This window comes from Lysinibacillus sp. NPDC097279, assembly GCF_044761745.1.
Classification (GTDB): Bacteria; Bacillota; Bacilli; order Bacillales_A; family Planococcaceae; genus Lysinibacillus.
Map to the genome: position 1 here is coordinate 757,236 of NZ_JBIWDA010000001.1, position 24,919 is coordinate 782,154.

Below are 24,919 nucleotides of genomic sequence, written 5' to 3' on the forward strand. Positions count from 1 at the left end.
GAGTCAACCTTGCAATTAATAGTACAAAGGGGCATTACGTTCACGTAAGCCCCAACCTGCATCTTTATTTCATCGGATTAATAATTCCGTAAAAAACTATATCTTCAAACACGTCATTTTTATAAATATGGTCTTTTAAAGTCCCTTCATATTGCATACCACACTTTTCCATAATCTTACCAGAAGCGGGATTTGATTTAAAATAGCGAGCGTAAACACGATGATAGTTTTTCTCTGTAAACACAAAGTCGATAAGTGCCTTAGCTGCTTCTGTTGCATAGCCATTGCCCCAGTGTTCTTCACCAATCCAATAAGCAATTTCGCCATTTTTGTATTGTTGATGATTGGAAATACCGATAGCACCATATAACTGACCACTTTGTTTGTCTGTAATAGCAAATTCATATATTTGATCTAAGTCATAATTTTTTTCATGATTTGCAATCCATGTCAGTGCACAATCAATTGAGTATGGATAAGGTAAATTCAACGTGCTTTTGTATAGATTGTAATTGTTGCAATATTTACTGACTTCCTGTGCATCCGTTTCTTTAAAAAGACGTAGCAGTAGCCGATCTGTTTCGAGTGTTTTATCAGTTTTACTATAAATCATGTTCTTCCTCCTTCTTCTAGTTATTTCATGTCATAAAAACTTATTTTCATAGTATATCACATATAAATGGTTATTTTGTATAATTTTAGGTAATTCAAATGTTGAATACAGCTGGAAACATAATAACGATTTTAATAACATTTTGTTCTTAACAAAAAATGAAATAAGTGAATAATTAGCAATCCTATATGGCACATTAACATATAGGAGGTGGAAGAAAAATGTCTAAAATTATTGGTGTCGAACAATCATTATCAAATGTTGAAAATGCATTAAAAGCTAAAGGTTATGAAGTGATTCAGCTTCGCAATGAAGAAGATGCAAAAAAATGTGATGCTTGTGTAATTACAGGGCAGGATAGAGATGTTATGGGAATTAGTGATCCTATAATGGCAGGACCTGTTATTGATGCAGCTGGGCTTTCTGCTGATGAAGTAATACAGCGTGTAGATCATTATTTCCACTAATTATGGGTTAGGTGCTGTTTTTGAAGACTAAAGTGGCTTCAAAAGCGGCATCTTTTAATTTCCAACTGAAGCGAGCTAAGTTTATCTCTTAAGTACTATTCCTAATATCTTTATACCAGCATTTCCTTTATAATTAACACTAGCTACATATTTTAACAATCACGGGTAGACATAAGGGGAGAGACTGAAATGGAAATACTTCACGCGACTCTGGATGAATTAGAAGAAGTAACAGTGCTATTTGATGAATATCGCCAGTTTTATGGATTAGAATCAGATAGAAGTAGTGCTAAAGCATTTATCCAATTACGAATGGCTTTAAAAGAATCCATTATTTTTATTGCTGTTGTAAATGGGAAAACGATTGGCTTTGCGCAACTATATCCAACTTTTTCATCTATCGCATTACAGCGGGCATATATATTAAATGATATTTATGTAACAGACGATGCTAGAGGCCAAGGGGTGGGCAAAGCATTGATGGAGAAAGTGTTTCAATATTGTGAGCAACAATATGCACGATATGTTACACTTCAAACGGCTACAGATAATGTGCATGCACGAAAGCTCTATGAAAATCTTAATATGAAGCAAGATCAATATTGTAATTATGTTAAGTATTTTAATTAGGAACAAGCATCTCATCCATTTTGGATGAAGATGCTTTTTTTATGACTATCTACAGTAGCGTGATAGGTTTCATTGTAATAGAAGTATGTGATAGCTTAATCTTCTTTTTGAATTTTTGCGTACACCAGAGAAGAAAACAATATTTGATTGAGATAAAAGTTAATTTTCGAATGAAGTCGTTGAGAATAAAGACAAAAGGCATCGAGAAACCCAACTCGATGCCTTGCTTTGTTTATAGTTGCTAGTTACTGTACTTCGAGCGTATATGGTTTTGTACTCGCTTTGCCGTTTAGTTCACTAACTTCTATATAATATGTTCCTTTATCTAGTTCGACTGAACCTACTTCCGTATCTTTAGAACCGTAAAGATCTAATGTTTCAACCGTTTTTCCAAATGCATCAATAATTCGAATTACACCATCTAAACCTTTTTCAGTTTGTAAGGAGAAGAACACATCGCGTTTGCGGTCATTGTAAAATTCAAAATAGTCTTTATCGCCAAATGGCACACTGGCATTTAAATATTGATTAGCAACATATTTATCGCCACTTTTCGTTAGCTTTGTTGGTTCTGTTGGCAAACCATTCACCAATGTGGAATTTGCATCTTCATCAACATTTTTATGATTAAATACAGATAATGTGTATGGTTGCAGTGATACGAGCCCAATGTCCGTGCCGTTTATAGTAATAAAATAACCGCGATTTCTTTTTGCTAGGAAAGAGGTGTTGACCTCTGAAGTTCCCGAGAGACCAAGAAATATTTCAAATAAGCTTTCACCTTGTCCAAACGGAATTTCTGTTGCTAGTTCTTCGTCATCGATTTGCATATTGCCATTTGTATCCTCGATAATTGAACCAGAAAACTTCAAGTCAAATTGAAGTTCTTTTGGTAACTGATTGAGTTGTTTATTTGTATAAGGTACGGAAGATATCAGAAGACTTAAAACTGTATCCTCCCCTCGCTGTTTATAGTAGTAGTAATCTTTATCATCGTTATAGAGAAGATGATTTTGATAGTCCTTACCTGGTACAAGTGTTTGGGCATCGATGTCTGAATTTATATCATTGTTTTTGTCATCAGGTATAGCTACCATTTTACTTGTTGATAGTGTATATGGTTCGATGGAACGGCCACCAATATTGATAATTTTCACAACGTACGTTTTATCTTTTTTCAGTGCTATTGCTTTTGCATCGTTTTCATCAATTGTTATGCCGTAAAGTAGACCAATTAGCCCTGGATCATTAGTTAATGAAGAAAGTGGTAGCAATTCATTCTTTTCCTCATCATATTCCAATAAAGTGGCGGCTGGCTTATGATTATATCCTTTTTTAATTTGGAAACCATAAATCGCATCTTCTGGAGCGGTAAATACGAAATAATCTTCATCATATTCCGTTTGGAAGTATGCTTTTTGACTTTCACCGATATTATAAGGAATCGCATTTTCCATAATAAGGTCAGCATCTATACCATTTTCCTCAAAATCTGAACCTATACTTATATTTAAAAAATTATTTACTCGTTCCCGTTTCTTTCCTTTTAATGGAGCTGGTGCGTTTTCACTGTTTGGTAGATCGTCTTCAACAATTGGCTCATTCAAAGGAAGTCCGTCTTCATCTTCAGGAAGATGAACAATTTCTCCTTTTAACGTGTAAGGAATAATAGATTCATTAATGGTCGATTTTTCCTCATTATCAATACCGCCGCTAAGGAGAATATCGATTGAGATTACGCCACTGTTGTCATTGGAAACGCTTAATACATACTCTTCCTCAGGGATTGCATCAAATACGATACTTGCATTTTCACCTTTTTCGGAGCTGAAAGATGCTTGTATTGGGTAGGGGGCAATTTCATTCTGTTCTTCATCATCTACTTGGTCTGTTGGGATGCTATCCAACTCACTTTTTAGATAGATTTCCATTGATGCTGTAACACCTGGTATACCTGATAAATCAAATTTTAATGTAGATGGTTCAGTTACAGAAAAAGTAAAGTAATCTTTGTCGATTTGTTGATCCTCTGAAAGTAAAGTATAATTTTCCCCCGCCGTACTAAATGGGAACTGTTGAATATTATATGGACTGTCTATTGCTAATGAATCGATAGGTAATTCCTTCGTCGTTTCAGCTGTGAAAATGAAGTTAGAAGCACCTTTTAGGCTATAGCTTCCATTATAATCTTTGACGCCAATAAGAAGCGTTCCTGCTTGATCTGCTTTATAAAGGTAACCTTCTTGTTTTCCTGCGCGAACATCATTTACATTAATCGTTTCTGACTCATCTTTTTGACCTGTAGGGTAGAAGTATAGGTCAAATGCATAGTCATAGTAGCTAGCTCCTTTTAATGACAGTTGTGCATATTCACCTGCATCTAATTCAATTTTATACCATTTCCTTTCATCAGGTAGCTTGAACTCGCCTTTTTCGGTATTTTTACTATTTTTATCTAGCACTTTGGCATTGTTTAGACGCTCTTCATTTGTTTCAGAATAGCGCTTCGGTAGGTTGTTTAAATCGAAGTGTAATGCTTTAAATGGGTCGACGAGGCCATGTCCATAGGTGAGGTCGTAGCCTCTTTCACCTAAATCCTTTGCGGTCATTTCGAGTATTGCCTCTATTTCATGAGGCTTTAAAGTAGGATATTTTGATTTTAGTAGTGCAGCTACACCCGCCACAACAGGAGATGCCATTGAAGTCCCGCTAAATGCTGTGAATGAGGATCCCTTTTTTTCATCATAAACGGTACTATAAATTTCTTCTCCTGGCGCAACGATGTCCACTGATGGTCCATAGTTTGAATAGCTTGATAATTTATTGTGTTTATTTGTTGAACCAACGCTAATGACACCTTCGAAAGAAGCGGGGAAGGAGTAATGATCTGTTGAATCATTCCCTGCAGCAGCTACAATTGTAATGCCTTTATCGATTGCTTTTTGTACGGCTTCCTGCATAAGAGGGGACTCGCCGTAGCCACCGAGACTCATATTAATAACGTCGGCATTTTGTTCAATGGCGTGCAGTATGCCCTGTGCTATAACGAAATCATTTGCACTTTGTTTGCCGTTAAAGACATCGATTGGAAGAATCTTTGCTGCTGGGAAAACACCGTATCCACCAAACCCGTTATCTTTAGTAGCTGCAATAATGCCTGCTACATGTGTCCCATGGGGGTCAGAAAAGGTAGTATTGGCAGGTGTTGCAGCATTATATGGTGGAAGTATTTGAGACTTCAAATCTGGATGATTATAATCTACACCAGAATCGATAACTGCCACTTTAACCTCATGATTTCCTGCTAATGATAAAGCCTTATCAATTTGCAGTAAGTCTAAATGATACATATCTTTTTTCTTTGGATCTACAATCGTATTAAAGGAATAATACTTGTAGCTTGGAGATACACTTTTAACTCCGTTTTGCTTGCCATAATACGAAAAAGCCTCTTCTAATGTTACACCTTTTTTTAGTTGGACCACTTCGTAGCCTAATGAAGGAATCGATCGAATTACTTTTGAACCAATTTTACTATGTACGGTCTTAGCAAGGCCCGAATGTTTGACGATAATCGTATCGGGACTAATCCATTCGTTTCCTCCTGTTTGATAGTTGAACTGCTTTAATGCTTGCTTTTTTTTGCTAGCGAGCATACTTGTCACCAATTCTGGGTTCTGTGGTGCTTCAGCAAAGGCAGAAGCAGCAGGAACCATTAGTGCAGAACATGCTACGACAGCGATTGATTTCATCACCCAGTTTTTCAATTGTTTTCCCTCCTTGAGTAAAATATGACATTTCACTATTTATAACGGATGGATAAAAGAAAAGTTTCATTCCTCAATAAATTTTTATAAAATTGTTTGTAAATTGTTTGAGTGCCTGTCACCCAAATGCTCGATTAGTTTTTGTAAGTCTTCTTTTGAACGAGGCATCTGTATATTCTTATCAAAAAGATTTTTATTTTGCAGGGCGAGAGCTATGTCAAAAACCCAAGGTCGTTCAAGATGCGCTAGTTCAAGCAACTTCTCCTGATAGAACAATTCAACAGGATCCCCATTATAAATAACTTTACCAGCCTCCATCACAATTATTTGATCTGCCCATTCATAAGCCAAAGCAATATCATGGGTCGCCAATAAAAATGTTCGTTGCCCATTTTCTAATTTAGCTAAATAATGTAAAAGCTGTGCAGCATAATAATTGTCTAGTCCAGCAGTTGGTTCATCTAATAATAAAACAGATGGTTCCATTGCGAGCACACCTGCCATCGCCACACGTTTTTTCTGTCCGACACTTAAAAAATGAATCGGTTTCTCAAGTAATGATTCGACCTCTGTTTGTGCGACAGCCCAGGCGATTTTTTCCTCGATTTTTTCTTGTGACCAGCCAAGATTTAATGGACCGAAAGCGATGTCTTGCTTTACGGTACCTGAAAAAAGTTGATTGTCAGCATCTTGAAATACGATGCCTACTTGTTGGCGTAATGCTGATAATGCTTTTCTTGAATAGCTAAGTGCTTCGTTGCAAAAGGTAATATTGCCAGCGGTCGGTTTTAAAATCCCATTTAGATGCTGGAATAATGTTGATTTACCAGCACCATTATGACCGAGTAGGGCGATTTTTTTCCCCTTTGGAATTTGTAATGTAATATCTGTTAGTGCCTCAGTACCGTCTGCATAGGCATACGATAACTGTTGAAGCTCAAAATAAAGTTCAGTCATGAGAAAAAACCTCCATATAAGATGAGGAATAAAAAAATAATAACCATTCCAACCCAATTTTTCTTGCTGTATCGTACACTATCTTGCCAATAGACCGATTCGCCACCACGTGCCTGCATCGCATTATTAAGTTCGCGACTACGTTGAAACATTTCGGCAAACAAAGCTGCAATGAGCATGGAAATCGACCTAAGCCATTGCATTGGTGATTGATAGCCAAGGCGTGATTGTTGCGCAAGATGGATTTTTTGCATGCTATTTAAAAAAATGAAAATAAATCGATACGTAAGCTCTACTAACTCTACAAATAAAACAGGTAGACGCCATTGACGTAATACGTGGCAAATAGATTGGACCGATGTTGTTAATATTAAAAAGTACAAACAACTAATGCTACCTAGTACACTGAACAATAACTGCTGTGCTGTAATCAAACTTGCATTACCGATAAAAAAAGTCCAATGACTAAGTGAAAATGCAAAGGAATGTGCTGGTAGTATACTTGAATTTGGCGCAATTGAAATCAAAATAGATACTAAACTAGATAGTAGAAAAAAACCTGGTAACAATAGTAATTTTACATAATATGAAAAGGGGATTTTTGCGTATAAAATGATAAAAGCACTCATTACAATAAATGTAATGAGTGAAATAAGTTCATCTTTCACGATAAGCGATAATAGCAGTAACCCTAAGGAAAACGTCATTTTTTCTAACGGATGAACAGTCGCTAGTTTATTCATATAAGCATATTTATCAATGAGTAACATTGTTTAACCTTCCTTATGCTTGCCGCGCATATAGCCTACAAAATAGCCGATAAAGCCAGCACCAATCGCAGCCTGTAATACGAATAATAAGCTTTCGATTTCACCGCTTGGTGGCTCCCATAAGCTTTCAAACCATGGTTCATACTCTGCATTAATTTCACCGATTGCAGCTTCCGCTTCTCCGTCAGCACCACCAAATTCTGCACCCTTTTGTACGAAAAGGGGGATGATTGCTAAAAGCACAACGACAGCAAGTAGTAACATATTTTTCTTCATCTTAATGTGCCTCCTTTGCTGAGAAAACACGAAGAGCCTTTAATTCGCTCACGTTGTATTTTTTTAGGAAATTCATGACGATAACAGTTAAAATCCCTTCACTAATTGCGAGAGGAATTTGTGTTAAAGCAAAAATCCCTGCAAATTTTGTGAATGATGCCATAAAGCCTCCTACTTCAGAAGGGAAAGCTAGTGCTAATTGAACTGAAGTGACAACATAAGTACCTAAGTCCCCAAGCATCGCGGCAAAAAAGACAGCGATAGAAAATGAAAGACCAATTTTTTGAGAACCTTTAAAGACATAATATGCAATAATTGGACCTACAATCGCCATTGAGAAAGCATTTGCACCTAAAGTAGTAATACCACCATGCGCTAAAAGTAAAGATTGAAATAATAAAACGATTGTTCCAATTACGCTCATTGCTAATGGCCCGAAAAGAACCGTACCAAGACCAACACCAGTAGGATGTGAGCAGCTTCCTGTTACTGATGGGATTTTCAGTGCTGATAAAACGAATGCAAACGCACCTGATAAGCCTAATATCATTTTTGTTTCAGGATTTTCATCAATTGTTTTACGAATAGAACGCAATCCTAAAATAATAAATGGAATCGAAACGACCCACCAAAAAATCGCCCATTCAATCGGCAAAAACCCTTCCATGATATGCATGGCAAACGCTCGATTTGGTACTAGTAAAAAAGCTAGTAAGAAATAACTAAGTTTCCAAAAAGAAAATTTCAAAACCATTCCTCCTTCACAGTCATTTTCGAATGTAAGATGCGCAATAAAAAAAGCACTTCTCCGTCTAGGAAAAAGTGCATAGCTGAAAAAGCAAATACTAATGGTCATTTGCTAAGCCGCACACCTATCCTCGTAGGTTGAAACGATCACGATTTTTTCGGCAGGTCTCCTGGCTTAAGATCAACATTTTATAGGCCTTCCCGTCCTTTGGACAGTGACATTTTCTATAAAATTCCCTCATACAGTGGCGGGACCGCGCCGGACTTAAACCGGCTTCCCTTTTAAGCGAAATGTATACACTTCACACCGAAAAAAGATGAAATTGTGAGTTTTCACGAAGAAGTGTAACATGTTTTTCCAATCATTAGCTATTCTTTTTTTTTTTAAAAGATTTTTTAATAGAATTACATTCTAGAAAATTCAGATAAATGTAAGAGAGAATCAATCAAATTTAACGGAATATTTGTTGAAATTTTATTAAAAATCTAATAAATGAAAAAAGAAATGTTGAAAAGAGTAAAAATAATAGGCTATGATAGAAACAGTTTTATACTCTTTTTATGAATATTTCATTTCAAAATTTAATTATAAATCCATCATTAAGTGCTCGAAATACTTCGAGATAATAGGGAAATCGGTGTAAATCCGATACAGCCCCCGCTACTGTAATAGCTGATGAAATCGCAATGCCACTGGAAACTTGGGAAGGCGCGAAAGTAAGAGGAAGCTTAAGTCAGGAAACCTGCTTAGTTGATGATATGCAAACTTTTCGGAGGGAGAAGTGAAGCGAGAGCGGATACGTGTATATTCGTTTTTATTTTGGCTTCTATAAAACCTTTACTCTTCGATGTTGAGTAAAGGTTTTTTCTTTTTCCTAAAAGTCAATGAGGGGAGAACAGCAATGACAACTTGGAACTTAGAGGGCATGAAAACACATCTTTTTATTTGTAATGGTAGTAGTTGCATGAAAAAAGAGGCTGAGGAAATTACGTTGGCCATACGAGATGAAATAGAGAAATTAGCACTCGATAAGGAAATACATACAACAAGAACGCGTTGTAATGGCAGATGCAAAGATGCATGTGTTGTAATCGCGTATCCACAGGGAAATTGGTATCGTGTGCCAACAGTAGAGCATGGTAGAACGCTTGTAAAAGATTTAAACGATGATTCTTTACATAGTGAGCATGTGTTTACTTTGACAGAAGGTACGTTGCAGCGTACCCCGCAAACAACAGCCATAAAAGGCATCGACAAGGTGAAAGAGGGGTAGAAAATGGCGCAAAAAGGAAAGATTTTTGTTGTAGGCTTTGGACCTGGTGATTTCAAACATATTACAACCCGTGCTGTAGAGGCATTGCAACAAAGTGAATTTATTATCGGTTATAAAACATATGTTGAGCTCATTCAAGATTTAGTAAGTGCAAAGTCGATTGTGAGTACTGGCATGACAGAAGAAGTGTCACGTGCACAAGAAGCAGTTCGTCAAGCCGAGGCTGGAAATATTGTTGCGGTTATTTCGAGTGGTGACTCGGGCGTATATGGAATGGCTGGACTTGTATATGAAGTCCTCATTGAGCTTGGTTGGACGGAAGCAACAGGGATTGAAGTTGAGATTGTGCCAGGAATTTCTGCTATTAATTCTTGTGCAAGTTTGCTAGGCGCACCGATTATGCATGATTCATGCACGATTAGTTTAAGTGATCATTTAACGCCTTGGAATTTAATTGCAAAGCGTGTGGAAGCTGCGGCGATGGCGGATTTTGTTATTGCTTTATATAACCCTAAAAGTGGTCGACGTACACGTCAAATCGTTGAAGCGCAACGGATTTTACTAGAATATCGATCACCTGATACGCCTGTAGGGCTTGTGAAAAGTGCGTACCGAGATCGTCAGGAAATAACAATGACAACGTTAGCAGAGATGCTCGAGCATGATATCGGCATGTTAACTACAGTAATTATTGGCAATTCATCGACATTTTTCTATGACAATAAAATGATTACTCCACGTGGCTATCAGCGCAAATATACACTTGGAGATGAAAAACAGCCTTTACGTCCACATCAGCGTTTAAGAGAAGAAAATGAACCGTGGGCAATGAACCAAGAAACAGGTACCGCACGCCAAGACTTTGCGGCAGATCCCAATGCAGGACGTATGAAAAGTAGTATTGCAGTAGCACCTGCGCCTGTAACAGTACCAGAAAAATCATCATTGGAAATGGCAGCAACAGCACTTGCCATGGTGAAAGGAACAACTGTCACAAAGACAACAACAAAGTTAGTCCAGCAAAAAATGGAGTCGATTTTTGAACTTGCTGTTAGTCCAGGGGTAGCAAATAAATTTTTCACGCCACAGCAAATGATGACGTTAGCTGAAGTTGTGGGAGATGAAGGCACGATGGAATATACACCAGACCATCAAATTCATTTGAAAATTCCAACGACAGAGCCTGAGATGATTACTGAAAAGTTAAGAGCAGTAGGCTTTTTACTTGCACCAATAGGGGATGTGCTGTCATTAAAAGCCTGTGATTTCTGTTATGGCGAGAAGGCAGATTCAATTCCATATGCAGAGGAAATTCAAGATAAGCTTGGTGGATTATCGCTGCCTAAAACTTTAAATATTGGCTTTAATGGCTGTGGCATGGCGTGCTATCGAGCAGTGTTTGACGATATCGGTATCGTCTATCGAAAAAGTAAATTTGATGTTTTTATTGGCGCTAAGCCAGTAGGGCGGACAGCCCATGCGGCACAGCCTGTTGTAGAGGGGCTAGAGCCAGAACAGCTTATTCCACTTATTACAGACATTATTGAGGAATACAAGGCAAATGCACATCCAAATGAACGCTTGTTCAAATACTTCAAACGGGTGAAAAAAATACTGCATTTTACGTATCAAGATATGTCGTCAAAAATAAAAGTAGAGCCAGCTCCGTGCGGCGATTAGTGAGGAGATAAAAGATGAAAGCAATTTTATTTGTTGGCCATGGTAGCCGTTTAGCAGCAGGAAACGACGAGGTGCGCACGTTTATCGAGCAAATGACACCTCGAGTTGATAAAAGTTTTTTAGTTGAAACATGTTTTTTGGAGTTTGCCTCGCCTAACATAGAAGAAGGTATTACGAATTGTATAAACAAGGGTGCTACAGAGGTCCATGTAATTCCGATTATTCTACTTCATGCAGGCCATTCAAAAATGCATATACCTGCAGAAATCGAACATGCACGTGAACATTATCCAAACATTACATTTACCTATGGGCAAACAATCGGTATTCATGATGAAATATTTGCTATTTTAGAAGACCGCTTAGCAGAAATCGGCTTTAATACTGAGGAAGAACATAAGGATACTGCCATTTTATTAATTGCACGAGGTGGTAGTGACCCAGCTGCAAATGGTGATTTTTATAAAATTACTCGTTTGTTATGGGAAAAACTGAATGTTCCGTATGTGGAAAGTGCTTTTATGGGAGTGACAGATCCTCGTGTTGAAGAAGGCATTGAACGCTGCGTTAAACTAGGTGCGAAAAAAATTATTATGCTACCGTACTTTTTATTCACAGGTATTTTAATGGAACGTATGAATGGTATGTGCGAGCAATTTAATAAGCAATATCCTGACTGTGATATTCAAATTGCTAACTATTTTGGCTACCATGAACGTTTGCAAAATGTGCTTTTAAACCGTATTGAGCAAGCAGTAAATGGTACATCAACAGGTATGCAAGATTTAGAAAATTATCGTGCTTATGCGGCGGTACATGGACATGCGCATCATCATCACCATCATGACCACGATCACGACCATCATCACCACGATCACCATCATGACCATGACCACCATCATGACCATCATCATGACGAGGAGCTAGTAAAATGATTTTCATGTTAGCTGGTACGAGTGACGCAAGGAATCTTGCACTTGAATTGCAGTCAGTGGGCTATGCTGTGACGGCGACAGTTGTGACAGATTCAGCCGCTTCAAGTCTTGCAGAGGTAGGTCTACCACATCTAGTTGGTAGACTAACGGCTGAGGAAATGGCAGCAATACTTACAGAACAAGGGTATCGCTTAGTTGTCGATGCTTCACATCCATTTGCAGAGGAAGCATCTAAAAATGCGATGGCAGCAGCAAAGAGTGCTGGTGTTCCATATATTCGATATGAACGTGCGAATGAGCATTATGACCACCCGTTGATTACAGTTGTCAAAGACTATGAGGAAGCAGCACAATTAGCCGCAATAAAACGTGGTGTCATAATGCTGACAACGGGCAGCAAAACGCTTGCAACGTTTACAAAAGTATTACAAGGCTTAGAAAATACACGTGTTATCGCACGTATGCTTCCGCGCCTTGATAATATGGAAAAATGTGAGGCACTTGGTGTGGCGCAAAGAGACATTGTTGCTATTCAAGGTCCCTTTTCGAAAGAATTAAACGAAGCGTTATTTCGTCAATATGACGTGACATTGATGATTACGAAAGAAAGTGGCAAGGTCGGCTCAGTCGATGAAAAGCTTGACGCAGCGCTTGCTTGTGGTATTGAAACGATCTTAATCGCACGACCAAATATAAAATACGGCCAGCAATATTCCTCATTTGAGGAAGTAGTACAGGCGGTACAACACATACTTTAGGAGGCATTCCATATGGATTTCAAAACAGATTTCAAACCATTAACAGTAGACCCAGACAAAATTTATGACTATAGTTTCTCGATAATTGCAGAGGAAATGGGCGAACATGATTTTACAGAAGATGAGTGGAAAATTGTACGTCGTATTATCCATGCTTCTGCTGACTTTGAATTAGGACGTAGCGTCATTATTACACCAGGAGCGATTGAAGCAGGCATTAAGTCAATCCTTGCAGGTCGTCATGTCATTGCTGATGTACAAATGATTGAAAGTGGTTCAGGAAAAAAACGTTTCCAAAAGCATGGTGGGGATTTACACTGCTATATCGCAGATGAAGACGTTTCTATTGAAGCGAAAAAACAAAATACAACGCGTGCGATTATCTCTATGCAGAAGGCATCAAAATTACACGAAGGTGGCATTTATGCAATCGGAAATGCACCGACAGCCTTACTAGAGTTAATTCGCTTAATTAAAGAAGGGTTAGCCAAACCAGACTTAATTATTGGTATGCCAGTAGGCTTTGTATCAGCAGCAGAGTCGAAAGAAGAGCTGTTAAAGCTAGAGGGAATTCCTTATATTACAAATGTTGGGCGTAAAGGCGGTAGTACAGTGACGGTTGCTGCTTTAAATGCCGTTTCATTATTAGCGGATGAACAGGCGAAAAAATAATGGAGCGGAAGCCAAAAAAGGATCCTAAAGACATGCGTCACGGTTATACAACAGGAGCCTGTGCAACTGCAGTTACGAAAGCAGCATTACTAGCACTCATTACAAACGAAGAGCAAGAAACGAGTACTATTCATTTGCCTATTGGACGAGACGCAACATTTACGATTGAAAAATGTACGTTTAGCAGCAATGAAGTAAGCTGTGAAACGATTAAGGATGCTGGTGATGATCCAGATGCGACACACAAAGCCCTTATTATTGGCACAGTAAGCTGGGCTAATACACCTGGGATACATTTAGATGGAGGTATTGGCGTCGGGCGCGTAACAAAGCCCGGCTTGCCTGTTGCTGTTGGGGAAGCAGCAATTAACCCTGTACCACGAAAAATGATACATAGTACCGTACAAGATGTGCTAGACGAGTTTCAAATTAATCGCGGCGTAAATGTTGTTATTTCTGTACCAGAAGGTGAGGAAATTGCAAAAAAAACATTAAATGGTCGTCTTGGCATTATTGGGGGCATTTCCATTTTAGGCACAAGGGGAACCGTCGTGCCTTTTTCGAGTTCTGCATATATGGCAAGTATTGTTCAAGCTATTAGTGTCGCTAGGGCAGCTGGCTGTGAACATGTTGTTGTCACAACAGGTGGGCGAAGTGAAAAGTTTGGGATGGCCCAATATCCTACATTACCTGAGGAAGCATTTATTGAAATGGGTGATTTTGTCGGCTTTACATTAAAGCATTGTAAACGACTTGGCATTAAGCAAGTATCGCTCGTTGGAATGATGGGAAAATTTTCGAAAGTAGCACAAGGTGTAATGATGGTGCACTCCAAAAGCGCAGCCATTGATTTTAATTTTTTAGCGCAGCTAGCCATTGATATTGGGGCAGATGAGGAAACAGTAGCGCAAGTAAGAGAGGCAAATACCGCATCACAGGTTGGTGAAATCATGGCTGAAAAAGGCTATGATGCTTTCTTTCATCACCTATGCGAGGCGTGCTGTTATTCATCTTTACATCATATTAGAGGGGGCATGACGCTCTCCACATCGATTTATTCGATGCAGGGACAATTATTAGGAAGGGCTGATGACATTGCATCAATCGATGAAATTGATTGGGATCGGGGATAACGGACAGGAAAGTTTGCTACCACTGTATAGACAGTGGATTGAAGACTGTGAGGTGCTCGTAGGTGGTGAGCGTATCCTTGATTTTTTCCCAAGCTTTACAGGAGAAAAAATGGTCATTAAAGGCGGACTTTCAACGCTTGTTGAAAAACTCACCGAAGAAACGAGACAGACAGTTATTTTAGCTTCAGGTGATCCTTTGTTTTATGGCATCGGGGGCTATTTAGCCAAGAAGCTGAATATCGAAGTATATCCGTATATGAGCTCCGTGCAGCTCGCATTTTCAAAAATGGGCGAAAGCTGGCAGGATGCCTATGTAACGAGTATTCACGGGCGACCAATGAAAGGCTTAGCGCAACGTATTGATGGCAAAAAGAAAGTAGCTTTACTAACAGATGCAGACAATAATCCAAATGCGCTGGCACGTTATTTAAAGCATTTTGGTATAACCGAATACCGAGCTTTTGTGGCAGAAAATTTACAAGGTATTGATGAAAAATATGGCTGGTATACTCTTGATGAATTAGAAAAAGCAGAATTTTCACCTTTAAATGTTGTTATCCTACAGCAAACATCAGCTCCTAAGCACTATACACTTGGTATTGATGATGAAGAGTTTTCGCAACGTAAACCAGACAAAGGACTAATTACGAAAAAGGAAATTCGTGTGTTAAGTTTACAAGCTATGCAAATTCAAAAGGATAGTACGATTTGGGATGTTGGTACATGCACAGGATCGATGGCAATTGAAGCTGGTAAACTGGCACCTGAAGGTCAAGTGTATGCAGTGGAAAAAAATGCTCCTGATTTAGAAAACTGTCTACAAAATCAACAGAAATTCCGCGTGGACATTACCGCTATTCATAGTAAAGCGCCAGCTGGACTTGAACATTTTCCAGACCCAGATGCGATTTTTATCGGCGGAACAGGTGGGGAAATGGTGGAGTTATTACAGCTTTGCTGTGCGCGCTTAAAGCCCAATGGTCGCATTGTCTTAAATGCGGCTACAATTGAAAATTTATATAAGGCAGTTGAGGCGTTTAAAGCTTGTGGCTTTGCAGTAGAAATTTTACAGGCGCAACTTGCACGTAGTAAACCAATTTTAGATATGACTCGCTTTGTCCCATTAAACCCGATCTATATTATTTCGGCATATCGAAAGGAAGAAAATCATGAGTAATCTTGGTATTTTATATGGCTTAGGCGTAGGCCCTGGCGACCCAGAATTAATTACAGTAAAAGCATTTCGAGTTATCCAGGAGTCACCCGTTATTGCCTACCCGAAAAAATTAAAGGGTAGTAAAAGCTATGCACATCGCATTGTAGATGTTTACATTAATCCTGAGGAAAAAGATATGCTTGGTCTTGTTTTCCCAATGACGAAGGATGAAGCAGTTTTAGAACGTGAATGGACGAAATCTGTTGAACTTGTTTATGGTAAATTGAAAGAAGGCAAGGATGTTGCATTTGTGACAGAAGGTGATCCTCTTTTATATAGTACTTTTATTCATATGATGAAGTTAATGCAAGACACGCATCCAGATGTAGAAATTCGTACAGTACCTGGTATTTCTTCGTTCAATGGTTCTGCATCACGACTAGGCATTGCCCTTGCGGATGGAGATGATCGTGTTGCTATCGTTCCAGCACATGATAATTATGAAGCAATGCGTGAAGCCATTGAAAGTCATGATGCGGTTGTATTTATAAAAGTAGCAAAGGTTATTGATTTAATGTTAGAAGTGCTACGTGATTTAGACTTGCTTGATAAGGCTTCCGTTGTGACAAAGGTTACGTCCGATGAGGAAATTATTTGGGATGTGCGTGAGCTAGACGGTGTAGATTTAGAATATTTAACGTTAATGGTGGTGCGTAAATAATGAAGAAAATTTATATTGTTGGTGCAGGCCCAGGAGACCCAGAATTAATTACAGTTAAAGGCTTACATATGCTACAAACAGCGGATGTTGTCATGTATACGGATTCACTAGTCAATGAAGATCTTATTGCAAAGGCAAAGCCAGATGCGGAAGTTATTCGTACAGCTGGTATGCATTTAGAAGAAATGGTGGCGGTCATGGTTGAACATGTCAATGCAGGGAAAGTAGTCGCACGTATGCATACGGGCGACCCTGCGATGTATGGTGCTATCATGGAACAGATTGCATTGTTGAAGAAGGAAGGGATTGGCTACGAAGTTATTCCTGGAGTTAGCTCGGTATTTGCTTCAGCGGCGGCAATTGGTGCGGAATTAACCATTCCTGATTTAACACAAACGCTTATTTTAACACGTGCAGAAGGTCGTACACCTGTACCTGAGTTTGAAAAGCTACGTGATCTTGCCAGCCATCATTGTACGATTGCGCTGTTTTTAAGTGCAACGCTAACAAAGAAAATTGTCAAAGAATTGCAAAGTGCGGGATGGTCTGATGATACACCAGTTGCGGTCATTCAGCGTGCAACTTGGCCCGATCAAAAAATTGTTCGTACGACATTAGTTGAGCTTGATGAAGCGATGCGTGTCAATGGTATTCGTAAGCATGCGATGATTTTAGCTGGTTGGGCATTAGACCCAAATATCCATGATAAAGACGAGTACCGCTCAAAACTATATGATGCGACCTTTACACATGGCTTCCGAAAAGGTGTGAAAACAAGTGATTGAATTACAAGAGGGTGTATTGCCTGCAGTTGATCAGCGCAATCCGTATGCTGTTGTGGCCATTACAAAGCATGGTGTTCAAATCGGTCGCAAGCTACAGCAAACATTTGCGGCAAGCGACCTATATTATATGAGTAAATTTGAACAGGGCGACGAAGATGAAAAGCATATTCAGCTTTTTTCTGGTACTGTTCGTTTATTACTACCGACGCTTTTTAAGCAGTATAAAGGTTTAATCTTAATTATTTCACTTGGTGCAGTGGTACGCATGATTGCACCAATTTTACAGAATAAGAAGACTGATCCTGGTGTGGTTGTTATTGATGACCGTGGGGAAAATGTGATAAGTGTGCTATCGGGCCATTTAGGCGGAGCGAATGAGCTAACGCATGAAGTTGCAGCGGCGCTTGGAGCAAACCCTATTATTACAACAGCTTCTGACGTTCAAAAAACAATTCCTGTTGACTTATTTGGTGCTCGCTTTGGCTGGGTTTGGGACAGTGCAGATAAGCTAACACCTGTTAGCGCCTCTGTTGTTAATGAAGAACACGTTGCAATTGTGCAGGAAGCTGGGGAACGTGATTGGTGGATGCGTGATACACCAATGCCTGAGCAAATAAAAATTTACCCATCAGCACACGATGCGATTGAAGCAAAACCACACGCTACGCTGTTCATTACCGACCGTCTCATTGAACCTGAGGAAGAAGTGCTTCTTGAAAATGGCGTCATTTATCGACCAAAAACGATTGTACTTGGTATGGGCTGTAATCGTGGGACGGCAGTTGAAGAGATTGAACAAGTTATTGATGAAACGCTAGCAGAGCTGAAGCTTTCGAAAAAAAGTGTCAAAGCACTTTGTACAATTGATTTGAAAAAAGATGAATCATGCTTTATTGAAATAACAAAAAAATATGATTGGGCGTTCGTAACATATACTCCCGAACAATTAAATGAAATCAATTTCCCATCACCATCTGAGACAGTATTTAAATATACAGGGGCATATGGGGTAAGTGAACCAGCTGCTATGCGCTATGCACAGGTTGATTCACTGCTATTACCAAAGAAAAAATCAGGCAATGCTACGATTTCTGTAGCAAGATTAGTATATTAAGGAGGAATCCTATGCAAACAAATCGCTTTGTACTTGCAGGGACAGGCAGTGGTGTTGGCAAGACAACATTTACAATTGGCCTTATGAAAGCTTTGCAAGAAAAAGGTAAAGTCGTACAAGGCTTTAAATGTGGTCCTGATTATATAGATCCTAGTTACCATACAGCCGTAACTGGACGTGTATCACGTAATATTGATAGCTGGATGTTTTCGCATGATGCGGTACGTGATATTGTTGCACGTGCGAGCATGGATGCAGACGTTTCGATTATAGAAGGCGTAATGGGCTTTTATGATGGCAAAAGTCCGTTGTCTGATGAAGGTTCGGCTGCGGACATTAGTGTTGTGACAGAAAGTCCAGTTATTTTAATCGTTAATTGTGCAAGTATGGCTCGCAGCGTAGCAGCTGTAGTTAAGGGCTTTCAGCTACTATCTGACCAGCCAAACATTGTCGGCGTTATTGCGAACCAAGTAGGCAGTGTTGGTCATTATGAAATTGCCAAAGCTGCGATTGAGCAGGAATGTGGTATTCCAGTTATCGGCTATTTAAAACGTGAAACAGGCATAGATATTCCAAGTCGCCATTTAGGGCTTATTCCTGCGATTGAACGTGGTGAGCTCGATTCATTTTTTGACAAGCTAGGTGCTTTAATGGCAGAGACGATTGATTTGGATTTACTATTGTCATTAACAAAGGCACCCGTTCTAAAAGAGACGGGACAACTATTTGCCACACAACCTACAAAAGATATTTGTATTGCTGTTGCAAAAGATGCTGCATTCAATTTCTATTACGAGGAAAATCTAGCACTTTTACGAGCTAAAGGTGCAACAGTGCAATTTTTCTCACCACTTGCAAATGAACCCGTACCAGCGGAAGCAGATGGTTTATATATCGGTGGGGGCTTCCCAGAGGAGTTTGCCGATACGCTAGCAAAAAATGAAATCGTAAAATCTTCCATTCGTGAAGCCATCACGAAAGGTTTACCGACATTAGCGGAATGCGGAGGCTTTATGTATTTGACTGAAGCAATTACAAATAGTCAAGGAGAACGCCATGAAATGCTAGGAGTTATTCCTGGGGAGGTAGCGATGCAAACAAAGCTTGCGGCACTTGGCTATCGTGAAATTTTTGGAACAACGTCTAACTTTTTAATCGGTCAGGACGAACAAGCAAAGGGGCATGAATTCCATTATTCTTCATACAGTGGTACCCATGAAACGCCTGCCTACGAAACAAAAGGGCGTTTTGGCAATAAACAAGAAGGTTACCAAAACGGAAATTTAGTAGCAGGCTATACGCATTTTCATTTTGTTTCCAATCCAAAGCTAGTTGATAACTGGTTAACTGCATGTAAGAAGGTGAAAACACATGACTAATTACTTTCCTATCCATTTAAATATTGAATATAAAACAGTTGTTATTGTTGGTGGAGGTCATGTTGCAACGCAAAAGGTTACTTCATTGCTACCTGCTAAAGCAAATATTGTAGTAGTTAGTCCAACTTTACACAACTCATTAGTGCCACTTGCAGAATCAGGGCAAATTACATGGCGCGAAAAAGAATTTGAGCCACGTGATTTAGATGATGCAATATTAATTATTGCCGCAACGAATCATACGAACGTCAACAATGCGGTCCAAGAAGCAGCGCAACATTGGCAACTCTTAAATCGCGCAGATGTACAAGGAGAGAGCGACTTTATAACTCCTGCAACCATTCGTCGCGGCCCTTTAGTGTTGACAGTTTCCACATCTGGTGCAAGTCCAGCACTCGCACGCAAAATTAAAGAAGATTTAGCGGAGCAGTTTGATAACGTCTATGAGGATTACGTATGCTTTTTACAACAAGCGCGTCTAATGGTTACTGCTACATTTGATAAGGGTGACCAAAGACGTGCCGCGTTACAAGCATTACTTGAGCCAAAGTTATTAGAATGGACACGAAGTGGAGAGATTGACCGACGAGAGGCCTATTTACAACAACTATTGACGGGAGAAACGCGATGAAAGAGGGAATTGTATATTTAGTAGGGGCTGGCCCGGGAGATCCAAAGCTCATTACAGTGTATGGGCTAGAATGTATTCAAAAGGCCGATGTCATTGCATACGATCGTCTAGTGAATCCGAAATTATTGGATTTTGCAAAAAAAGATGCAGAGCTTGTGTACTGTGGTAAATTGCCTGGTAAGCACCATCTAATTCAAGACGAAATTAATGCATTGCTTGTAGAGAGAGCACAAGAAGGCAAAGTTGTAACTCGTTTAAAGGGTGGTGATCCCTTTGTTTTTGGTCGTGGTGCTGAAGAGGCTGAAATATTGAAAAATCACGATATACGTTATGAAGTGGTACCAGGTATTACTGCGGGAATTGCAGCTCCTGCCTACGCAGGCATTCCTGTTACACATAGAGATTTTGCTACAAGTTTTGCACTAGTTACAGGTCATGGTCGAGAGGAAAAAGGACAAGATTTTTTAAATTGGCCAGCACTTGCAACTGGTATTGATACTGTCGCATTTTATATGAGTGTAGGCAATATTGCATATATCGCGAAAAAACTCATTGACAATGGTCGCCCAGCGACTACGCCCGTTGCGGTCATTGAATGGGGGACAACTGAGCAACAACGTACAATAACAGGACCACTAAATGACATTGCTAGTATTATTGATCGAGAGGGTTATCATAATCCGTCTATGATTGTTGTAGGGGACGTAGTTAAGGTTCGTGAAAAAATTCAATGGTTTGAAGAGCAAGGGCTCGCTTTTAGCTAATTGCTATTTTCTTATATAAATAAAAAGTCGAGCAAATGACAAAAGAGATAGATCAAAGGAGGATCACTAAATGACAGTAATGGAAGCATTAAAAAATCGCCGAGCAATTCGTAACTATACAAACCAGCCTATTGAGAAAGAAAAAATAGAGCAAATTTTACAAGCTGCGACGTATGCACCTAATGACCGAATGCGAGAACCTTGGCATTTTTATGTTATAGAAGGTGACGCAATGAACCGTTATGAAGCAATGGCTAGTACATATTTGCAAGAACGATTTCCAACGAAGCCTCATTTAGTGGAAAGTTCATTAAAGGTTGTCCAAACAACACCTGTGGCAATAGTGGTGACAGCCGATATTGTGGAAGATGATAAAGACGCAACAGAAGACAATATTTTTGCTGTATGCAGTGCGATTATGTCTATGTGGCTAGCTGCCGAGGAGCTAGGGTTAGGATTTGTTTGGCGTACGAGAGGTGTTGGACTTGTGCATGATTCTCGCATGCATACATTCATCGGTGCAGGTGACAATCAAAAGGTCGTAGGTACTATTTTCATAGGTTATCCCGAAGAGCAAGAGCTTAAAGAAAAAAAACGTACATCATTTGAAGAAAAAACAACTTGGCTCTAAAGGAGGTAGGAGAAATGGCTAGAAAAGGTTTATTTTTAGTATACACAGGTGATGGCAAAGGAAAAACGACAGCTTCCCTTGGTGTAACATTACGCGCGGTAGGGCGTGGTTTAAATGTGCGTTATATGCAGTTTATAAAATCGCCAGAGCGTACGTACGGTGAAAAAATCGCCTTGTCAAAACTTGGAGTAGAAATGGAGCAAATGGGAATAGGGTTTACTTGGACAAAAACACCCGAGGAACATCGTGCTGCATTAGCAAAAGCTTGGCAAAAAACAAAGCAAGCATTACAAGATGACAGCATTGATTTACTCGTTCTAGATGAGCTTAACAATGCGCTCGCAATTACAAAATTTCCAATCGATGACGTACTCCCATTAGCTGAAGTGCTCGAAGCCATTGCACAGCGTCCTTCCACAATGCACCTTGTCGTAACAGGACGCAGTGCGAACCCCGCCCTTATTGCTATGGCAGACTTAGTATCAACAATAGATGCAACGAAACATTATTATGAAGAGGGAATTCCTGCAGTCAAAGGACTAGAATTCTAAATCTATCTGTTCAAATTACGATATTACATTCTATGGGGGGATATTCAGTAGTGATTTAAGTCACTGAATATAAGCGACCCTCCTAATTATCAAGGAGGGAAATCAGAATGCCAGCAAAATCAATTATGATTCAAGGAACAGCCTCTGACGTTGGGAAAAGTATGATATGTACGGCATTATGTCGTATTTTTTCAGATGATGGGCTAAAAGTGGTACCTTTTAAGTCGCAAAATATGGCGCTAAATTCATTTGTAACCGAGGATGGCGGGGAAATTGGCCGCGCACAAGGGGTACAGGCTGAAGCAGCTCGTGTTGTCGCGACAACACATATGAATCCGATTTTATTAAAGCCAAAACAGGATATGGTATCTGAGGTAATTGTTCACGGCAAGCATTTTTTAAATATGGATGCCAAGAGCTATCGCAACCAATTTGTACAGCAAGCTATGCCGATTGTTGAGGAGTCAGTACGTACGTTACAAAATACATATGATGTCATTGTGCTTGAAGGTGCGGGAAGCCCAGCTGAAATTAATTTAAAAGATCGTGATATCGCGAATATGCGCATGGCACATTTAGCAGATGCGGCAGTTGTGTTAGTGGCAGATATTGACCGCGGTGGTGTGTTTGCTTCGATTATTGGGACACTCGCTTTACTTGATGATGCCGAGCGTGCACGTGTAAAGGGGCTTATCATTAATAAATTTCGAGGCATGCGTGAGCTATTAGACGATGGCATTGAATGGGTTGAACGTGAAACAGGCATCCCTGTGCTAGGCGTTGTGCCATATGTAGATGTCAATATCGAAGCGGAGGATTCATTAGCGCTGTCTGCACTGCGATTTAAAAAACCAAAGCCTGGAGAGTTTTCAGTTGATGTGGCGATGATACGTTTACCTCGTATATCGAATTTTACAGATGTTGATCCATTTTTTGATGAGCCAGAGGTAGGTGTGCGACTAATCGGTAACGTAGCAGAGCTAGGAACACCAGATTTACTCATAGTACCAGGCACCAAAAGCACAATGGATGATTTAGCATGGCTTAAAGCACAAGGCTTTGCACAGGCGATTGCAAGCTTACGTGCACGTGGAACTAAAATTATTGGCATATGTGGCGGCTTTCAAATGCTAGGTGAAGTATTACTCGATCCTGAGGCAGTTGAAGGAAATGGTGATTCAGCACATGGACTTGGTCTATTACCAATAGAAACAGTATTTGTAGGAGATAAAAAAACTGTGCAAATGTCGGGAGTGCGAGGAAATGACACACTGACAGGCTATGAAATCCATCTTGGTCGCACAAACATTTTACGAGATGAAGTATCACCATTTTTACAGTTAGCAGATGGACGTGTTGATGGAGCTGTAAGTGCAGATGAACAAGTTATCGGTACATATTTCCATGGTCTATTCCATAATCGTACCTTTACACGACAGCTTGTCAACGAAATTCGCCAATCAAAAGGTCTTGCCCCATTGCCTTTAGAAGTCAAAAGTGATGCTGAGCGTAGGGAAGATGCCTATAATATGCTAGCATCGCATGTGCGTGCTAATTTAAATATGGAAAAAATATACGAGATGTTAAAAATTGAGGTACATGGATGACAAGAAAAGGACCGTTAGCTATTAACTATGAAGCATTATGGCAAGAAGGAATGAAGGATTGGCAAGGACAAATGCCAGAGCGCATGGTCAACGATCAGTTAGAAGAACAGTTTTGGTCTCAGTCGATTGCGCGCAAAAAAATGGGTCAAACAGATCCTTATGCAGCTCAAATTTTTGAAGAAATGAAGAAACATATTCAGCCACAACATTCGGTAGTTGAGATTGGTCCAGGGTGGGGCAATTATACGTTCCCTCTTGCTGATTATGTTAGCAACCTTACGTGTGTCGATAGCTCAGACAGCATACTTGCCTACTTGCAACATTGTTTGCAACATAAGAACCATGTATCCTATGTGCATGCGAAATGGGAAAAGCTTGCTGAAACTGAGTTAGCAGCACATGATATTGTAATTGGCGTGAATTGTTTTTACCGCATGTATGAAATTAAAGCAGCACTATATCACATGAACCGACTTGCTAAAAAACGTGCGATTATCGGCATGACAACAGGACCAATTCAACCGCATTACGAAATATTACATGATAAATACGGTTACGATATTAAATTTCCACGAAGAGATTATATTGAGTTTTTGAATTTACTTTATGAAATGGATATATATGCAGATTGTGCCATTATTCCATTAAAGCGAACGTATGAATATGAAACATATGAACAGCTTGTGACTACACAAAGCAAAAAAATATTAAGTGCGGACTTTAATCGATCACATGTTGAAGAGTCGCTTGCCCCGTATATTGAGGAAAAAAACGGTCGATTTTACTATCGTCATGACTTCCACGCTGCACTCGTATCGTGGCAACCGAAATAATAGAAAAACCTTTGGTGATAGCTTTCACCAAAGGTTTTTCTTCTGTTTAGCAATAGGGTACAATAGAA

Annotated in this window: 25 protein-coding genes and 2 riboswitches; of the genes, 19 read left to right on the forward strand and 6 right to left on the reverse strand. The window is 39.5% G+C overall.

Going from position 1 to position 24,919, the window contains the following annotated elements; translation table 11 throughout:
* Positions 1 to 64 precede the first annotated feature (64 nt).
* Positions 65 to 613 (reverse strand): GNAT family N-acetyltransferase, encoded by a 549-nt coding sequence (locus tag ACIQ1H_RS03645; RefSeq protein ID WP_402886576.1) that lies wholly within the window; start codon positions 611 to 613, stop codon positions 65 to 67.
* A 221-nt stretch (positions 614 to 834) separates the two neighbouring features.
* Between ACIQ1H_RS03645 and ACIQ1H_RS03650 the strand changes: the two genes are divergently transcribed.
* Both ACIQ1H_RS03650 and ACIQ1H_RS03655 read left to right on the forward strand, forming a co-directional pair.
* Entirely contained in the window at positions 835 to 1,080 is a 246-nt protein-coding gene (locus tag ACIQ1H_RS03650; protein WP_401017425.1) for a YkuS family protein, read from the forward strand.
* A 189-nt stretch (positions 1,081 to 1,269) separates the two neighbouring features.
* The gene (locus ACIQ1H_RS03655) at positions 1,270 to 1,710 is read left to right on the forward strand and encodes a GNAT family N-acetyltransferase (protein ID WP_401010194.1); all 441 of its coding nucleotides are present in this window, start codon (positions 1,270 to 1,272) and stop codon (positions 1,708 to 1,710) included.
* A gap of 245 nt (positions 1,711 to 1,955) precedes the next feature.
* Here the strand turns inward: ACIQ1H_RS03655 and ACIQ1H_RS03660 are convergent, their stop codons facing one another.
* The 5 genes from ACIQ1H_RS03660 to ACIQ1H_RS03680 all read right to left on the reverse strand — a co-directional run bounded on the left by ACIQ1H_RS03660 (position 1,956) and on the right by ACIQ1H_RS03680 (position 8,228).
* A complete protein-coding gene (locus ACIQ1H_RS03660; RefSeq protein WP_402886579.1) occupies positions 1,956 to 5,477 on the reverse strand; it encodes a S8 family peptidase in 3,522 nt (1,173 codons plus the stop codon).
* Positions 5,478 to 5,561: 84 nt separating this feature from the next.
* A complete protein-coding gene (locus ACIQ1H_RS03665; protein ID WP_402886581.1) occupies positions 5,562 to 6,434 on the reverse strand; it encodes an energy-coupling factor ABC transporter ATP-binding protein in 873 nt (290 codons plus the stop codon).
* Positions 6,431 to 7,204: a cobalt ECF transporter T component CbiQ gene (cbiQ, locus tag ACIQ1H_RS03670; protein WP_402886583.1), complete on the reverse strand. Its 774-nt coding sequence runs from the start codon at positions 7,202 to 7,204 to the stop codon at positions 6,431 to 6,433. The genes ACIQ1H_RS03665 and cbiQ overlap by 4 nt, the downstream gene beginning before the upstream one ends.
* Before the next feature lie 3 nt (positions 7,205 to 7,207).
* Positions 7,208 to 7,480 (reverse strand): energy-coupling factor ABC transporter substrate-binding protein, encoded by a 273-nt coding sequence (locus ACIQ1H_RS03675; RefSeq protein ID WP_402886584.1) that lies wholly within the window; start codon positions 7,478 to 7,480, stop codon positions 7,208 to 7,210.
* Between the two features lies 1 nt (position 7,481).
* Positions 7,482 to 8,228: an energy-coupling factor ABC transporter permease gene (locus tag ACIQ1H_RS03680; RefSeq protein WP_173478981.1), complete on the reverse strand. Its 747-nt coding sequence runs from the start codon at positions 8,226 to 8,228 to the stop codon at positions 7,482 to 7,484.
* Positions 8,229 to 8,370: 142 nt separating this feature from the next.
* Positions 8,371 to 8,554: riboswitch (cobalamin riboswitch) on the reverse strand.
* A 258-nt stretch (positions 8,555 to 8,812) separates the two neighbouring features.
* A riboswitch (cobalamin riboswitch) is annotated at positions 8,813 to 8,992 on the forward strand.
* Positions 8,993 to 9,129: 137 nt separating this feature from the next.
* On the opposite strand from ACIQ1H_RS03680, the gene ACIQ1H_RS03685 reads away from it, so the two are divergent.
* The 17 genes from ACIQ1H_RS03685 (at position 9,130) to ACIQ1H_RS03765 (ending at position 24,851) form a co-directional block, all read left to right on the forward strand.
* Entirely contained in the window at positions 9,130 to 9,501 is a 372-nt protein-coding gene (locus ACIQ1H_RS03685) for a (2Fe-2S) ferredoxin domain-containing protein (protein ID WP_173478980.1), read from the forward strand.
* A gap of 3 nt (positions 9,502 to 9,504) precedes the next feature.
* Positions 9,505 to 11,181, forward strand: a complete 1,677-nt coding sequence (gene cobJ / locus ACIQ1H_RS03690) for a precorrin-3B C(17)-methyltransferase (protein ID WP_402886586.1) — start codon at positions 9,505 to 9,507, stop codon at positions 11,179 to 11,181.
* 14 nt (positions 11,182 to 11,195) lie between these two features.
* The gene (locus ACIQ1H_RS03695; RefSeq protein WP_402886588.1) at positions 11,196 to 12,116 is read left to right on the forward strand and encodes a sirohydrochlorin chelatase; all 921 of its coding nucleotides are present in this window, start codon (positions 11,196 to 11,198) and stop codon (positions 12,114 to 12,116) included.
* A complete protein-coding gene (gene cobK / locus ACIQ1H_RS03700; RefSeq protein WP_402886590.1) occupies positions 12,113 to 12,874 on the forward strand; it encodes a precorrin-6A reductase in 762 nt (253 codons plus the stop codon). The genes ACIQ1H_RS03695 and cobK overlap by 4 nt, the downstream gene beginning before the upstream one ends.
* Before the next feature lie 12 nt (positions 12,875 to 12,886).
* The gene (locus tag ACIQ1H_RS03705; protein WP_173478976.1) at positions 12,887 to 13,546 is read left to right on the forward strand and encodes a precorrin-8X methylmutase; all 660 of its coding nucleotides are present in this window, start codon (positions 12,887 to 12,889) and stop codon (positions 13,544 to 13,546) included.
* Positions 13,546 to 14,679: a cobalt-precorrin-5B (C(1))-methyltransferase gene (locus ACIQ1H_RS03710; RefSeq protein WP_402886592.1), complete on the forward strand. Its 1,134-nt coding sequence runs from the start codon at positions 13,546 to 13,548 to the stop codon at positions 14,677 to 14,679. Before ACIQ1H_RS03705 ends, ACIQ1H_RS03710 begins: the two co-directional genes overlap by 1 nt.
* Positions 14,636 to 15,856 (forward strand): precorrin-6y C5,15-methyltransferase (decarboxylating) subunit CbiE, encoded by a 1,221-nt coding sequence (gene cbiE, locus ACIQ1H_RS03715; RefSeq protein ID WP_402886594.1) that lies wholly within the window; start codon positions 14,636 to 14,638, stop codon positions 15,854 to 15,856. The genes ACIQ1H_RS03710 and cbiE overlap by 44 nt, the downstream gene beginning before the upstream one ends.
* Positions 15,849 to 16,556: a precorrin-2 C(20)-methyltransferase gene (gene cobI / locus ACIQ1H_RS03720; protein ID WP_402886596.1), complete on the forward strand. Its 708-nt coding sequence runs from the start codon at positions 15,849 to 15,851 to the stop codon at positions 16,554 to 16,556. Before cbiE ends, cobI begins: the two co-directional genes overlap by 8 nt.
* Positions 16,556 to 17,341 carry a precorrin-4 C(11)-methyltransferase gene (gene cobM / locus ACIQ1H_RS03725; RefSeq protein ID WP_402886598.1) on the forward strand — a complete coding sequence of 262 codons (786 nt, stop codon included), beginning with the start codon at positions 16,556 to 16,558 and terminating at the stop codon, positions 17,339 to 17,341. Before cobI ends, cobM begins: the two co-directional genes overlap by 1 nt.
* Positions 17,334 to 18,455 carry a cobalt-precorrin 5A hydrolase gene (locus tag ACIQ1H_RS03730; protein ID WP_402886600.1) on the forward strand — a complete coding sequence of 374 codons (1,122 nt, stop codon included), beginning with the start codon at positions 17,334 to 17,336 and terminating at the stop codon, positions 18,453 to 18,455. The genes cobM and ACIQ1H_RS03730 overlap by 8 nt, the downstream gene beginning before the upstream one ends.
* An 11-nt stretch (positions 18,456 to 18,466) precedes the next feature.
* Positions 18,467 to 19,834: a cobyrinic acid a,c-diamide synthase CobB gene (locus tag ACIQ1H_RS03735; RefSeq protein ID WP_402886601.1), complete on the forward strand. Its 1,368-nt coding sequence runs from the start codon at positions 18,467 to 18,469 to the stop codon at positions 19,832 to 19,834.
* The gene (locus ACIQ1H_RS03740; protein ID WP_402886603.1) at positions 19,827 to 20,465 is read left to right on the forward strand and encodes a precorrin-2 dehydrogenase/sirohydrochlorin ferrochelatase family protein; all 639 of its coding nucleotides are present in this window, start codon (positions 19,827 to 19,829) and stop codon (positions 20,463 to 20,465) included. The genes ACIQ1H_RS03735 and ACIQ1H_RS03740 overlap by 8 nt, the downstream gene beginning before the upstream one ends.
* On the forward strand, positions 20,462 to 21,229 hold the full coding sequence (gene cobA, locus ACIQ1H_RS03745) for a uroporphyrinogen-III C-methyltransferase (protein WP_173478968.1): 768 nt from the start codon (positions 20,462 to 20,464) through the stop codon (positions 21,227 to 21,229). The genes ACIQ1H_RS03740 and cobA overlap by 4 nt, the downstream gene beginning before the upstream one ends.
* Positions 21,230 to 21,299: 70 nt before the next feature.
* Positions 21,300 to 21,860 carry a nitroreductase family protein gene (locus ACIQ1H_RS03750; protein WP_402886605.1) on the forward strand — a complete coding sequence of 187 codons (561 nt, stop codon included), beginning with the start codon at positions 21,300 to 21,302 and terminating at the stop codon, positions 21,858 to 21,860.
* Positions 21,861 to 21,874: 14 nt separating this feature from the next.
* A complete protein-coding gene (locus ACIQ1H_RS03755; RefSeq protein WP_402886607.1) occupies positions 21,875 to 22,411 on the forward strand; it encodes a cob(I)yrinic acid a,c-diamide adenosyltransferase in 537 nt (178 codons plus the stop codon).
* A 107-nt stretch (positions 22,412 to 22,518) separates the two neighbouring features.
* Positions 22,519 to 24,018: a cobyric acid synthase gene (locus ACIQ1H_RS03760; protein WP_402886609.1), complete on the forward strand. Its 1,500-nt coding sequence runs from the start codon at positions 22,519 to 22,521 to the stop codon at positions 24,016 to 24,018.
* Positions 24,015 to 24,851: a class I SAM-dependent methyltransferase gene (locus ACIQ1H_RS03765; RefSeq protein ID WP_402886611.1), complete on the forward strand. Its 837-nt coding sequence runs from the start codon at positions 24,015 to 24,017 to the stop codon at positions 24,849 to 24,851. Before ACIQ1H_RS03760 ends, ACIQ1H_RS03765 begins: the two co-directional genes overlap by 4 nt.
* The last annotated feature ends 68 nt before the right edge of the window (positions 24,852 to 24,919 follow it).